At 70.5% G+C, this 12,977-nt stretch carries 12 protein-coding genes; 8 read left to right on the top strand and 4 right to left on the bottom strand.

The genetic code is table 11. The features are described from left to right. Positions 1 to 86: 86 nt before the first annotated feature. Positions 87 to 977: a slipin family protein gene (locus OG381_RS12500; RefSeq protein WP_327716179.1), complete on the top strand. Its 891-nt coding sequence runs from the start codon at positions 87 to 89 to the stop codon at positions 975 to 977. A 233-nt stretch (positions 978 to 1,210) separates the two neighbouring features. After that, positions 1,211 to 2,293, top strand: coding sequence for a S1 family peptidase (locus OG381_RS12495; protein ID WP_327716178.1), 1,083 nt, complete (start codon positions 1,211 to 1,213; stop codon positions 2,291 to 2,293). A gap of 146 nt (positions 2,294 to 2,439) precedes the next feature. Here OG381_RS12495 and OG381_RS12490 read toward each other — a convergent pair whose 3' ends face one another. Beyond that, a complete protein-coding gene (locus OG381_RS12490) occupies positions 2,440 to 3,474 on the bottom strand; it encodes a DUF3533 domain-containing protein (protein ID WP_327716177.1) in 1,035 nt (344 codons plus the stop codon). Between the two features lie 133 nt (positions 3,475 to 3,607). On the opposite strand from OG381_RS12490, the gene OG381_RS12485 reads away from it, so the two are divergent. The 3 genes from OG381_RS12485 to OG381_RS12475 are packed head-to-tail and all read left to right on the top strand — an operon-like array spanning position 3,608 to position 9,092. Then, entirely contained in the window at positions 3,608 to 7,063 is a 3,456-nt protein-coding gene (locus tag OG381_RS12485; RefSeq protein ID WP_327716176.1) for a DNA polymerase III subunit alpha, read from the top strand. Continuing rightward, positions 7,060 to 8,028, top strand: a complete 969-nt coding sequence (locus OG381_RS12480; RefSeq protein ID WP_327716175.1) for a DNA polymerase Y family protein — start codon at positions 7,060 to 7,062, stop codon at positions 8,026 to 8,028. Before OG381_RS12485 ends, OG381_RS12480 begins: the two co-directional genes overlap by 4 nt. Positions 8,029 to 8,042: 14 nt before the next feature. Next, on the top strand, positions 8,043 to 9,092 hold the full coding sequence (locus tag OG381_RS12475) for an NADAR family protein (RefSeq protein WP_327716174.1): 1,050 nt from the start codon (positions 8,043 to 8,045) through the stop codon (positions 9,090 to 9,092). Here OG381_RS12475 and OG381_RS12470 read toward each other — a convergent pair. Continuing rightward, on the bottom strand, positions 9,070 to 9,444 hold the full coding sequence (locus OG381_RS12470; RefSeq protein WP_307032746.1) for a cupin domain-containing protein: 375 nt from the start codon (positions 9,442 to 9,444) through the stop codon (positions 9,070 to 9,072). The two genes, OG381_RS12475 and OG381_RS12470, sit on opposite strands and share 23 nt — an antisense overlap. Before the next feature lie 106 nt (positions 9,445 to 9,550). On the opposite strand from OG381_RS12470, the gene OG381_RS12465 reads away from it, so the two are divergent. Together OG381_RS12465 and OG381_RS12460 are read left to right on the top strand one after the other, a co-directional pair. Further along, positions 9,551 to 9,994 carry a MarR family winged helix-turn-helix transcriptional regulator gene (locus OG381_RS12465; protein ID WP_327716173.1) on the top strand — a complete coding sequence of 148 codons (444 nt, stop codon included), beginning with the start codon at positions 9,551 to 9,553 and terminating at the stop codon, positions 9,992 to 9,994. Between the two features lie 183 nt (positions 9,995 to 10,177). Beyond that, positions 10,178 to 11,041: an esterase/lipase family protein gene (locus OG381_RS12460; RefSeq protein WP_327716172.1), complete on the top strand. Its 864-nt coding sequence runs from the start codon at positions 10,178 to 10,180 to the stop codon at positions 11,039 to 11,041. 60 nt (positions 11,042 to 11,101) lie between these two features. Here OG381_RS12460 and OG381_RS12455 read toward each other — a convergent pair whose 3' ends face one another. After that, positions 11,102 to 12,097 carry a lytic polysaccharide monooxygenase auxiliary activity family 9 protein gene (locus OG381_RS12455; RefSeq protein ID WP_327716171.1) on the bottom strand — a complete coding sequence of 332 codons (996 nt, stop codon included), beginning with the start codon at positions 12,095 to 12,097 and terminating at the stop codon, positions 11,102 to 11,104. A gap of 159 nt (positions 12,098 to 12,256) precedes the next feature. Between OG381_RS12455 and OG381_RS12450 the strand changes: the two genes are divergently transcribed. Beyond that, the gene (locus OG381_RS12450) at positions 12,257 to 12,706 is read left to right on the top strand and encodes a GNAT family N-acetyltransferase (RefSeq protein ID WP_327716170.1); all 450 of its coding nucleotides are present in this window, start codon (positions 12,257 to 12,259) and stop codon (positions 12,704 to 12,706) included. A 29-nt stretch (positions 12,707 to 12,735) separates the two neighbouring features. Here the strand turns inward: OG381_RS12450 and OG381_RS12445 are convergent, their stop codons facing one another. Next, complete coding sequence (locus tag OG381_RS12445; RefSeq protein ID WP_327716169.1) at positions 12,736 to 12,870, bottom strand: hypothetical protein; 135 nt, start codon at positions 12,868 to 12,870, stop codon at positions 12,736 to 12,738. Between the last annotated feature and the right edge of the window lie 107 nt (positions 12,871 to 12,977).

Genomic DNA, 12,977 nt, shown 5'->3' with positions numbered 1-12,977 from the left:
GTCCTCCGTCTCCCCATCGTGTACATCGCGGAGTTACCGTCGAAGTACACACCTTGAGCGCCTGATTCGGACCCTGGGGGGCCGTCATGGTCGAGGAGCTGGTGGCAGCGGGCGCGGCACTCGCCTCCGTCGGAGCGGTGTACGTGATGGCGGCCGCGCGGGTCGTCAAACAGTACGAGCGGGGTGTGGTCCTCCGTCTCGGCAGGCTCCGCCCGGAAGTGCGCGGGCCGGGGTTCACGATGATCGTTCCGGGCATCGACAAGCTCCGGAAGGTCAACATGCAGATCGTGACGATGCCGGTGCCCGGGCAGGAGGGCATCACCCGGGACAACGTCACGGTGCGGGTCGACGCGGTCGTCTACTTCAAGGTGACCGCGCCGGCCGAGGCGATCATCCGGGTGGAGGACTACCGGTTCGCGGTCGCGCAGATGGCCCAGACCTCGCTCCGGTCCATTATCGGCAAGAGCGAGCTGGACGATCTGCTGTCCAACCGCGAGAAGCTCAACCAGGGCCTGGAGCTGATGATCGACAGCCCGGCCGTGGAGTGGGGCGTCACCATCGACCGGGTCGAGATCAAGGACGTCTCCCTGCCCGAGACCATGAAGCGTTCCATGGCCCGGCAGGCCGAGGCCGACCGGGAGCGGCGGGCCCGGGTCATCAACGCCGACGCCGAACTCCAGGCGTCGAAGAAGCTCGCCGAGGCGGCCAAGGAGATGTCCGAGCAGCCGGCCGCGCTGCAACTGCGGCTGCTGCAGACGGTGGTGGCGGTGGCGGCCGAGAAGAACTCGACGCTGGTGCTGCCCTTCCCCGTCGAGCTGCTGCGGTTCCTGGAGCGGGCGGCGCCGGCGCCCGCACCGGTGCAGCAACCGCAGCAACCGGTGCGTTCTGTGGAGGAGCAACCGGTGCAGGAGCAACTGCCGTCGCCCCAGCCTCGTCCGGATCCGGGCTCCGAGGGGTCGAATTCAGGACAGGACTAGACCTCACAGGCTGGTCATTGGTTACCCGCACGTAGTGTTTGCACTGCGAAGCCGCCTGGTGTGACTGTCCACGGTCAATCAGGGAGGGGCGTGCAACCGCGTTCTACGCGCGTCCGGAACTCAACCTTGTGCGCTCCCCGCCGGGTTCGAAAGAGTAAGGGCTCGTCAACCAGCCTTCCGGCCCGCGAGGTCCCCATAACCGACCGGGCCGACCCCCCACAGGAGGACCCGAGTTGCAGCACCGACGCATACCCAAGCGGCGGGCAGCCCTGGCAGGTGCGGGAATCGCCGCACTGGTCGCCGCGGGCATCACCTTCCAGACTGCGAACGCCAGCGAGCCCACGAAGAGCTCCGCACCCGAGACCCTGTCGGTCGCGGCGGCCGGAAAGCTTGCCTCGACGCTCGGCAAGGATCTCGGAACCGCGGCGGCGGGAACGTATTACGACGCGAAGGCCAAGAACCTCGTCGTGAACGTCCTCAGCGAGACCGCGGCCGACACCGTCGAGGCGGCCGGCGCCAAGGCGCGGGTCGTGGCGAACTCCCTCGCCGAGCTGAAGAGCGCCCGCGGGACGCTCAAGCAGGACGCGACGATCCCGGGTACGTCCTGGGCGACCGACCCGACCACCAACAAGGTGGTCGTCACCGCCGACCGCACGGTCTCCGACGCGGAGTGGGCCACGCTCACCAAGGTCGTCGACGGACTCGGCGGCACGGCCGAACTCCAGCGCACGAAGGGGGAGTTCAAGCCCTTCGTCGCCGGCGGTGACGCGATCACCGGGGGCAGCGGACGGTGCTCGCTCGGATTCAACGTGGTCAAGGGCGGGGAGCCGTACTTCCTCACCGCCGGGCACTGCACCGAGTCCATCTCCACCTGGTCGGACTCGAGCGGGACCCGGATCGGCACGAACGAGGTGTCCAGCTTCCCGGACAACGACTTCGGGCTGGTCAAATACGCCGCCGGGGTCGATCACCCGAGCGAGGTGAACCTCTACAACGGGTCCTCGCAGGCGATCACGGGGGCCGCGGCGGCGACGGTCGGGCAGTCGGTCACGCGCAGCGGCTCCACGACGCAGGTGCACTCCGGGAAGGTCACGGGGCTGGACGCGACCGTGAACTACGGGAACGGTGACATCGTCAACGGGCTGATCCAGACGGACGTCTGCGCGGAGCCCGGGGACAGCGGTGGCTCGCTGTTCTCCGGGAGCAGCGCGATCGGGCTCACCTCGGGCGGCAGCGGTGACTGCACCTCCGGTGGGGAGACGTTCTTCCAGCCGGTGACCGAGGCGCTGTCGGCCACGGGGACGTCGATCGGCTGACGGTTCGTGGTCCGTCGGAGTCCCGCCCCTCCGGGGGCGGGACTTCTTTTCGTGGTCGGGTGCGGGTGGCCCTGGTGGGGGTGGAGTGCCCTCGGCGGCTGCGGGTTCGACCGTGGCGGTCTCCTGCCGGTGGCCGCCGGGACGTACTACGGCATCCGAGCCGGCGGCGGTTCGCCCTCGCGCTTCCTCCGCAGCCACGCCATCCCCAGCGTGATCGCGATCCCGGCCGCCGCCCATGCCGACAGCACCAGCAGGGAGGCGGTCGTGTCGTTGCCCTTGAAGTAGGCGATCGAGCGGGCCGTCCAGGTGCCCGCGCCCGGTGGCAGTGCCGGGCCGATCGCCTGCCAGAACGGCGGCAGCATCGGCAGCGGGAAGGCCCCGCCCGCGCTCGGGTTGCCCGCGATCACCACGAGCAGGATCGCGATGCCGATCCCGATGATCCCGAAGATCGCCTGGAGGGCGAGGGTCGCCGCCCCCACCGCGAAGGTGACCAGCGCGCCGAGTCCCCAGAGGGCGAGCACGCTGCCCGGCAGCGCGTCCAGGACCGGCCCCACGATCACCGCGCCGCCCAGTCCGCCGACGATCGACACCAGCGCCATCACGATCAGCCGGATCACCGCGCGGCGCGGGTTGGCGGGCCGGGCGCCGGTGCTGATCGCCAGGATCGAGGCGCACAGATAGCCGCCGACGCACCAGCCGACGACCAGGTAGAAGGCCGACAGTCCGTCGAAGTCCCGGGACGAGGCCGGGGCCACGTCCACCGTCCTGACGCTCCGCTTCTGGGGGGCCTCCAGGGCGGTGAGGTACCTCTCCAGGGTGGTGGCGAGGACGGTGCCGCCGCCGCTCGCGACCAGGAGCGTGTCGGTCGTCCCGGCCGGGTCGATGACCAGTGCCCCGTCGATGTCCCGGTTCAGGATCTGTCTCCGGGCCGTCGCCTCGTCGGCCACCGTGCGCGGGTCCAGGGGCGAGCCGGGCAGCTTCTCCATCCGGTCCACCGCCTGCTCGGCGGCGGCCCGCGGTGCGGCCACCCCGAACGGCACGTCCCTCGGTTTCGGATCGTGCAGCGCTCCCACATAGGAGGTGATGAACAGCAACTGGAGGGCGATCACTCCGATGACCAGCAGCGTGGCCCGCGGGGTGACCGCGTCCTTCACCTCGGCGAGAAAGCTGTTCTGTGTCATGTCCTCACAGTCCGAGGTGAGGGGCGTTTTTGCAGGTGGGAGGCGGCCGAACGGTTGTCGTACACATGTTCGAGATAGGGGGTATGGTGGGGGTGAGGCAGTTGGGAACTGATGTTCGAAAATGGAGGCGCGGGTGCCCGGGTTCACGCATCTGCACACCGTCTCCGGGTTCTCCCTGCGCTACGGCGCCTCCCACCCGGAGCGGCTGGCCGAGCGCGCCTACGAGCGGGGCATGGACGCCCTCGCCCTCACCGACCGCGACACCCTCGCGGGCACGGTCCGCTTCGCCAAGGCCTGCGCGAAGGCAGGGGTCCGGCCGGTGTTCGGCGTGGAGCTGGCCGTGGAGGAGCATGCGCCGGAGCCCGTACGGCAGGGTGATTCCGTACGACCCGAAAAGCGCCGCGCGCCCGTGCGCGGAGGTGCCTTCATCGACGAGTCGACACCCCGCGTCACCTTCCTCGCCCGGGACGGCGCCCACGGCTGGGCCGACCTGTGCCGGCTCGTCACGGCGGCACACTCCGAGAAAGGCGGCAAGGGTGCGGAGGGCACGCCCCTGCTGCCCTGGGCCGAGAACCGAGGGGACGGCCTGACCGTCCTGCTCGGCCCCGCCTCCGACGTCGGCCGCGCCCTCGCCGCCGGACGCCCCGACCGGGCGGCCCGGCTCCTGGCCCCCTGGCGCGAGAACTACGGCGACGCCCTCAGGCTGGAGGCCGTCTGGCACGGCCGCGAGGGCACCGGGCCCGGCTCCCTGCGCCTCGCCGCCCGCACCGTCGGCTTCGCCGCGGAACAGCGGGTGCGTCCCGTGCTCAGCAACGCCGTCCGCTACGCCGACCCCGGCCAGGGCCCGGTCGCCGACATCCTGGACGCCGCTCGTCGCCTGGTCCCCGTCGACCCGACGAAGGAGCTGGACTCCGGCGAGGCCTGGCTCAAGGACCCGTCCGCCATGCTGGCCGCGGCCGAGCGGATCGTGGACGCCGCGGGCTTCAGGCGGGACACCGCCCACCGGCTGCTGGAGCAGACCCGGGCGACGGCCGCCGAGTGTCTGGTCGACCCCGAGGACGACCTCGGCATCGGCACGGTCCACTTCCCCGAACCGCACCTCGTCGGCGCGGGCCACCGCACCGCCCAGCGGACGCTCGCCTCACGGGCGGCGGCGGGGATGGTGCTGAAGGGGTACGCCGGTCAGCGCGCCTACTGGGAGCGGATGCACCGGGAGCTGGACATCATCGCCCACCACGGCTACGCCTCCTACTTCCTGACGGTCGCTCAAGTGGTGGACGACGTGAGGGACATGGGCATCCGGGTGGCCGCACGCGGCTCCGGTGCCGGCTCCCTCGTCAACCACCTCCTCGGCATCGCCCACGCCGACCCGGTCGAACACGGGCTGCTGATGGAGCGGTTCCTGTCCAAGCGCCGGCTCGTGCTGCCCGACATCGACATCGACGTGGAGTCCGCCCGTCGCCTGGAGGTCTACCGCGCGATCATCGGCCGGTTCGGCACCGAGCGGGTGGCGACGGTCGCGATGCCGGAGACGTACCGAGTGCGGCACGCGATCCGGGACGTGGGGGCGGCCCTGTCCATGGACCCCGCCGACATCGACCGGATCGCCAAGTCCTTCCCGCACATCCGCGCCCGCGACGCCCGCGCGGCACTGGAGGAGCTGCCCGAACTGCGCGCGCTGGCAGGGGAGAAGGAGCGGTACGGACGGCTCTGGGAGCTGACCGAGGCCCTCGACGCCCTCCCGCGCGGAGTCGCCATGCACCCGTGCGGGGTGCTCCTCTCCGACGCCTCCCTCCTCGCCCGTACGCCGGTCATGCCGACCAGCGGCGAGGGTCTGCCCATGTCGCAGTTCGACAAGGACGACGTCGAGGACCTCGGGCTGCTCAAGCTCGATGTGCTGGGCGTGCGGATGCAGTCGGCGATGGCGCACGCGGTCGCGGAGGTGGAGCGGGCGACGGGGGACCGGATCGACCTGGACGCCGTGCCGCCGGGTGACCCGGCGACGTATCAACTCATCCGTTCCACCGAGACGCTGGGGTGCTTCCAGATCGAGTCGCCGGGCCAGCGGGACCTGGTCGGGCGGCTCCAGCCGGCCACCTTCCACGACCTCGTCGTCGACATCTCGCTCTTCAGGCCGGGTCCGGTCGCCGCCGACATGGTGCGGCCGTTCATCGAGGCGCGGCACGGACGGGCGCCCGTCAGGTATCCGCACCCGGATCTGGAGGAGCCACTGAAGGGGACGTACGGGGTCGTCGTCTTCCACGAGCAGATCATCGACATCGTCGACATCATGACCGGATGCGGCCGCGGCGAGGCGGACCGGGTGCGGCGCGGGCTGTCCGACCCGGAGTCGCAGGGGCGGATCCGGTTCTGGTTCGCGCAGCACGCGGCGGTGAACGGATATGACGCGGAAACGATTCAGCGGACCTGGGAGATCATCGAGGCCTTCGGTTCGTACGGCTTCTGCAAGGCGCACGCGGTCGCCTTCGCCGTACCGACGTACCAGTCGGCGTGGCTGAAGGCGCACCACCCGGCGGCCTTCTACGCGGGGCTGCTCACGCACGACCCCGGGATGTATCCGAAGCGGCTGCTGCTGGCGGACGCGCGGCGCCGGGGGGTGCCGATCCTGCCGTTGGACGTGAACAGGTCGGCGGTCGCCCATCGTATCGAACTGGTGTCTGAATCCCCTGGGGTATGGGGACTCCGGCTCGCCCTCTCCGACGTGTACGGCATCAGCGAGACCGAGGCGGCGCGGATCGCGGACGGGCAGCCGTACGACTCGCTGCTGGACTTCTGGGAGCGGGCGCGCCCGAGCCGACCGCTCGCCCAAAGGCTGGCCCAGGTGGGCGCGTTGGACTCCTTCGGCGCCAACCGGCGTGACCTGCAACTGCACCTGACCGAGCTGCACCGGGGAGCACGAGGTGCGGGCGGTGGACAACTGCCCCTGGCCGGCGGGCGGAAGACCGCGTCCGCCGGGCTGCCGGACCTGTCCTCCGCCGAGAGGCTCAGCGCCGAGCTGGGTGTCCTGTCGATGGACGCCTCGCGCAACCTGATGGACGACCACCGGGAGTTCCTGGAGGAGTTGGGTGTGGTCGACGCACGGCGGCTGCGGGACGCGCGGCACGGTGAGACGGTCCTCGTCGCGGGCGCCAAGGCGGCCACCCAGACCCCGCCGATCCGGTCCGGCAAGCGGGTCATCTTCAGCACCCTCGACGACGGCACCGGCCTGGTCGACCTCGCCTTCTTCGACGACTCGCACGACGCCTGCGCCCACACGGTCTTCCACTCCTGGCTGCTGCTGGTGCGCGGGGTGGTGCAGCGCCGCGGCCCGCGCAGCCTCAGCGTGGTCGGCGCCGCCGCCTGGAACCTCGCCGAACTGGTCGAACTGCGCGCCGAGCACGGCCTCGACGCGGTCTCCGCCCGGCTGGCGGAGCCCATGCCGGAAGAGACCGGCGATTCGACCGGCGGCCGGCGCATCCAGATGCCGACGGGATACGAACTGCATCCGTGGGCGGATCTGCGACCTGCGGGTCAAGAGCCTTCACAGATACGGAAGTTGTGGCACCAGAGTCCGGGGAGTGCGGGATGACCATCCTCTGCGTACGTTTCCAGTTGCCGCCGACGGGTGAGGCGGCCCTGCCGGGTCTGCTCGGGTTGCTGGAGGAGTTCACACCGGTCGTCGAGGCGCTGCCACCGGACGCGGCCCTGGCCGATCTGCGGGGCGCCGAACGGTACTTCGGGCGGGACGCCGTCGAACTGGCCTCGGTGATCCGGGTCCGCGCCCTCGCGCTGTACGGCGTCGACTGCGTGATCGGCGCGGGGCCGGGCCGGATGCTGGCCCGGATGGCGATGAAGGACGCGCGGCCCGGACTGACCTGCGCGGTGACCGAGGAGGAGGGCGCGGACTTCCTCGCCGGGAAGCCCGTCGCCGCGCTCCCCGGTGTCGGTGCGGCCACCGCCCGCACCCTGTGCGAGTACGGCCTCGACACCCTCGGCCTGGTCGCCGCCGCACCGCTGTCCACGCTCCAGCGTCTGGTGGGCGCGCGGGTCGGCCGCGAACTGCGGGAGAAGGCGAGCGGGGTCGACCGCGGCCGGGTCGTCCCGAACGCGGTCTCCCGCTCCCTGGCCGCCGAACGCCCCTTCACCCGCGACGAGTTGGACCCGGACCGGCACCGCCGCAGCCTGCTCTCCGCCGCCGACGAACTGGGTGCCCGACTGCGCGCCCTGGACAAGATCTGCGGCGCCCTCACCCTCACCGTCCGCTACGCCGACCGCTCCGCGACCACCCGCACCCGCACCTTGAAGGAACCCACCGCACACTCGGCCGCGCTGACCAGGACGGCCTACGAGATGTACGAGGCGCTCGGCCTCCAGCGTGCCCGGGTCCGCTCGCTGTCCCTGCGCGCCGAGAGCCTCGGCCCCGCCGAACTGGCCTCCCACCAGCTCACCTTCGACCCCGCCGACGAGAAGCTCCGCCGCATCGAGGAGGTCGCGGACCGCGTGCGGGCCAAGTTCGGGCCGCACGCGGTGATGCCGGGGTCGCTGGCGGCCTGACATAGGGTGCCCGCATGACATGGCGGGGGCCGACGTACCGGACGGTGGGCGGGGAGAAGGTCGACGGGGTCTGGTGCCATGTGTGGCGCAGGCACCAGGTGGCGGACGTGTACGACGTGCACGATCTCGTCGTGTACGCGGACGGCGCGATCGAGTGCGAGAGGCGCGACCTCGTCGACCTCGCCGGGCTGGAGCGCAGGCTGGCCAAGGGGACCATCGCGGTGCGGGATCCCGAGGCGCCGCCGCCTCCCGAGCCGCCGTCCAGGTGGGGCGCCCGGTACCCCGAGCCGCTCACCCCGGAGAGCTTTCTCCTCGAAGTCGCCGACCGCATCGACGAGTTGAGCGGCAGGCCGACGACGGCCCAGCGCTGCCACGAGGCGATCCGGCACTACCGGCGGGAGCCGACCGAGCTCAGCCGTGCGGCCCTCCGTAAGGCGTACCTGGCGATTCCGGCGCACCTTCGCGTCTACGTCCTGGGCGACATGGAGCGCCAGGACCGTCCCTTGCGGATCCTGCTCACCGACGTGGGCGAGCCCGTGGACGGGGACGGCCCGGTGGTGACGGAGGAGATGCACCGGGACGTTCTCGCGTTCTTCGACGAGTACGACCACGGAGTCGCGGAGCGGCCGCGACCGGTGTACGAGGACGACCCGGCCGAGGCCGTCCCGCCACCCGTCGTGCTGCACGACGTCATCCACCCCCGGGGCCGGCCCGAGAAGCTCGACCTCTTCGTGCTGCGCAACGACTACCCCTCAGAGATCCACTTCGCCGGGACCACCCATCCCTCCGTGCACGAGGCTTACTGGGCCCTGGCCGAGAGCCACCGGGGCGACGACTGGCCCGACGTACGCCTCGCCGTCATGGCCGGCCTCCTGCGCGCGAAGTTCACCCAGCACCCCGACCTCGCCGAGATCCTCCTCGCCACCGGCGACGCGCCGATCGGTTACACCGGCCACAAGGAGTCCCCCTACTGGCGGGAGGCCGGTTCCCGCGGCGGCCGCAACTGGGTCGGCCGGCTGCTGGAGTTGGTCCGCTCCGAGCTCAGTTGGCCCACGGGGGAGTGATGACCGTGCCGTCGGCCAGCGTCGCCTGAAGGCCGATGGACGTGGTCACCCAGGAGATCGCGGTCCGATCGGTCGGGTTCTCGACGCTCAGGGTCGCGCCGGGATTGATGATCAGGGTGTCACCTGCCGTGATGCGGTGGGTTTCGTCGTCGAGGGTGATCAGGAGTTCGCCGTCGAGGAGGTGGAAGATCTCCTCGCGGTTGACCGTGTGAGCGGGGGCTTTCGTCCCCGCCGGGATCTCGCCGCGCCAGGCGCACAGCTCTTTGCTGCCGGTCAGGGGAGTGGCGTAGGAGACGAAGCGGGCGCCGTGGATCTCGTGCGTGACGGCTTCGGATGAGCGGATGACGGGCATGGAGTGCCTCCGGATCGGAACATCGGTAAATTGGTCAAGCAGCTTGACTATGTGACTCTATGGTCAAGCTGCTTGACCAAACTGTCAAGGGTGTTTCAATGCATCCGTGCAGAACTCCGAAGCCCTCGCCCTGTCCGCCGCCCTGCTCGCCGCCGCGGGTGAACTGACGCATCGCATCAATGACGGTGTCGTCGCGCGGGGGTTCGAGGCGCGGCCCATGTACGGGTTCGCCTTCACCCGGCTCGCCCCGGACGGGGCCACGGTCACCGACCTCGCCGTCCATCTGGGAGTCACGAAGCAGGCCGCCAGCCAGCTCGTCGAGGACCTCGTGCGGAAGGGGTACGTCGAGCGGCGGCCGCATCCCGACGACGCGCGGGCCAGGCTCGTCGTGCTGACCGAGCGGGGGTGGGCCTGCACCCGGGCCGCGGAGGAGGCGGCAGCGGAGGCCGTTCGGGCGTGGGTCGAACTGATCGGTGAGGGTGAAGTGCGGGCGTTGCGTGATCAATTGGCGCGCATCGCCCCCTATGGTCCCATCAGGCCTGCCTGGTGATGGTTCATCAGGGAACGCACTTGAGTCGCACTCGCTTCCGGTTAGCACTGGAAGTTTTTACTGACGCGTAACTTCACAAGTGCACTACCCGTTCGTAACTTGACGAGTGAACAGCATCCTCGTGATCCGGATCACAGGGCGTAAGGCCATCGCAACTCCCTTGAGCCGCAAGGAGATCGCTCGATGCTGCCCTGGAAACGACTGCTCAGACCCCTGACCGCGCTGCTGCTGACCGCATCGGTCGCCCTCGTCCCCGCCGCCACCAGCGCCCATGCCGCCGACGCTCCCAGCCGAGGCTGGAACGACTTCTCCTGCAAGCCGTCCGCCGCCCACCCCCACCCCGTCGTCCTCGTGCACGGCACCTTCGGCAACTCCGTCGACAACTGGCTGGGCCTCGCGCCGTACCTGAAGAACCGCGGGTACTGCGTCTACTCCTTCGACTACGGCCAACTGTCCGGCGTCCCCGTCTTCCACGGACTCGGCCCCATCGACAAGTCGGCCGGCCAGCTGTCCGCCTTCGTCGACCGGGTGCTCGGCTCCACCGGCGCCACCGAGACCGACCTCGTCGGTCACTCGCAGGGCGGCATGATGCCCCGCTACTACCTCAAGTTCCTCGGCGGAGCCGCGAAGGTGGACGCCCTCGTCGGCATCGCCCCCAGCAACCACGGCACCACGCTGAACGGCCTCACCCAGCTGCTGGACTACTTCCCCGGAGCCGGCGACCTGCTCTCGCAGAACACCCCGGCCCTCGCCGACCAGACCGCCGGATCGCCCTTCCTCACCAAGCTCAACGAAGGCGGCGACACCGTCCCCGGCGTGACGTACACGGTCCTCGCCACCAAGTACGACGAGGTGGTCACGCCGTACCGGAGCCAGTTCCTCAGCGGACCCGGCGTCAACAACGTGGTCATCCAGGACCTGTGCCCGCTCGACCTCTCCGAACACGCGGCGATCGGACTGTTCGACCTGATCGCCTTCCACGAGGTCACCAACGCGCTCGACCCCGCCCACGCCACTGCGACCACCTGTGCGTCCGTCCTCGGATGACACCCGACCGGGGGCTGTCCGGCCTGAGCCGCCGGACAGCCCCCGCCCCCCGTGGTGGCCTCAGCGGCCCCGGCCACCGCTCGTCGCGCGCCGGCGGACCGACCCGAAGAGGATCGCCGCACCCGCCGCGAGGACGGCCGCGCCGCCCATGGCGACATACGCCGTGCTGCTGTCGCCACCGGTCTCGGCGAGGTCCTCCGTGGCACCGGCCGCCCTCACCTCGTTAGCGGGCACGGCGGCGGCCGGCTCCGACTCCGTCGCGGCCGGTTCCGCCGAGGTGTCGGCGTCCTGGTCGCCGTGGCCGTGGTGCTCGACCGTCGACTCGTCCTCGCCCTCCTCGATCTGCTCCTCGGAAGGGGCGGACGCGCTCGGCGCCGGGGACGCGCTGCTCTCCGAGCCGGACCCGGAGGAGCCGCCACTGCCGCCGAACGTCACGTCCGAGCAGGAGTAGAACGCCTCCGGACTGTCCGAGCGCTGCCAGATCCCGTACAGGACCTGCGCGCCGGAGCGCTCCGGGAGAGTGCCGGAGAACGTGTAGTGGCCGCCGGTCGCGGTCGGGTCGGTGGCCGTCGCCACCGGATGGTCCAGGTCCAGGTCGTCCCAGGCCAGCGGCTGCGCCGGGTCGTAGCCCTCCTTGGTCAGGTACACCGTGAAGGTGCCCTTGTGCGGGGCGGTGACGCGGTACTTGAAGGTGTACGGGCCACTGCTCACGCTCGTCGTCGGCCAGTCCGCGCGGGCCAGGTCGAGGCCCTTGAACTCGTCGCTGTTCGCGCTGCACAGCTTGCCGTCCGGGATCAGCGACTGGTGCCGCCCGTTCGCGTCCCCGATGCGGATGCCGTTCCAGTCGTAGAGCGCCTGCGTGCCGCCGGCCGCGACCGCCGCCTTGCACGCGGCGGACTTCGGGCTCTCGGGACCCTCCGCGTAGCACTGCGCGACCCGGCTCACCGGGTCACCCATCGTGCCGTGCGCCGACGCGGGCGCGGCGACCAGCGCGGTGAGGGCGAGCGGGGTCAGGCCGAGGGCGGCGACGACGGCGGCCTTACGGCGTGCAGGCATGGGGAAACTCCTCGCAGCGGTTCTTGGGAATCCCGTGGGGGCGATCAGCAAGCTAGCCCCAAGAAACCGTGAAATCGCCTGCTGGGAGCGGCTGACGGAGATCCTTATGGTGCCGTTAAGGGAGTGCTCAGACTGCGATCAGGTAGGTACCGTCACGGCATGACCGACGAGGAGATCCGGCAGGCCGTCGCCACCGACGTGGCAGCCGTGAAGAGCGTGACCGATGCGGCGTACCACCACTACATCGAGCGCATCGGGGTGGTGCCGCAGCCCATGGAGCGGGACCACGCGGCGAACGTGGCCGCGGGGCAGGTGTTCGTCACGGGGGAGCCCGTGCACGGACTGGTGGTCGTCGAGGCGCGTGCGGATCATCTGTACCTCGACAACATCGCCGTCCACCCCGACGCCCAGGGCACCGGCGTCGGCGGACGGCTGCTGCGGTTCGTGGACGCACACGCGCGTGCGCTGGGCCTGTCCGAGGTCAGGCTCTACACGAACGCGATGATGTGGGAGAACCAGAAGATCTATCCGAAGTACGGATACGAGGTCCTGGAACGGCGAGTGGACGGGCCCTACGACCGCGTCCACTACCGCAAGCGACTGGACTGACACATCCCATGCGCCGGGTCATGTCGGTGTCAGCCGTCCGGCCACCAGGTGCGCGCGATGTCCTTTCGCACCTCGGGGCGTCCGGCGGAGCTGTCTTCCGCCTCCTCGCGGATCCGACGGCTGTCCGACTTCTTCAGGGGCTTCTGCACGGTTACGCGGCGCATGGCTGCCTCCTTCGGTGCCTACCGTGTTCCGCGTTCTCGCGGAGGTAGACCCTTTTGGGGAGAGTTACTCATCGGAGCGAATCTGTCAGTGGTGACCATCACGATTT

The sequence above is a fragment of the Streptomyces sp. NBC_00490 genome (assembly GCF_036013645.1).
Taxonomy (GTDB): Bacteria; Actinomycetota; Actinomycetes; order Streptomycetales; family Streptomycetaceae; genus Streptomyces; species Streptomyces canus_F.
The sequence above is the reverse complement of the archived record's forward strand: the minus strand, read 5'-3'. Positions and strand labels throughout refer to the sequence as shown.

Excerpts from the sequence above, each read along its gene's own strand:
- OG381_RS12475 (WP_327716174.1), top strand. The coding sequence starts at position 8,043 with ATGACATGGCGGGGGCCGACGTACCGGACGGTGGGCGGGGAGAAGGTC.
- OG381_RS12480 (WP_327716175.1), top strand. The coding sequence starts at position 7,060 with ATGACCATCCTCTGCGTACGTTTCCAGTTGCCGCCGACGGGTGAGGCG.
- OG381_RS12450 (WP_327716170.1), top strand. The coding sequence starts at position 12,257 with ATGACCGACGAGGAGATCCGGCAGGCCGTCGCCACCGACGTGGCAGCC.
- OG381_RS12500 (WP_327716179.1), top strand. The coding sequence starts at position 87 with ATGGTCGAGGAGCTGGTGGCAGCGGGCGCGGCACTCGCCTCCGTCGGA.
- OG381_RS12490 (WP_327716177.1), bottom strand. The coding sequence starts at position 3,474 with ATGACACAGAACAGCTTTCTCGCCGAGGTGAAGGACGCGGTCACCCCG.
- OG381_RS12470 (WP_307032746.1), bottom strand. The coding sequence starts at position 9,444 with ATGCCCGTCATCCGCTCATCCGAAGCCGTCACGCACGAGATCCACGGC.
- OG381_RS12445 (WP_327716169.1), bottom strand. The coding sequence starts at position 12,870 with ATGCGCCGCGTAACCGTGCAGAAGCCCCTGAAGAAGTCGGACAGCCGT.
- OG381_RS12455 (WP_327716171.1), bottom strand. The coding sequence starts at position 12,097 with ATGCCTGCACGCCGTAAGGCCGCCGTCGTCGCCGCCCTCGGCCTGACC.
- OG381_RS12460 (WP_327716172.1), top strand. The coding sequence starts at position 10,178 with ATGCTGCCCTGGAAACGACTGCTCAGACCCCTGACCGCGCTGCTGCTG.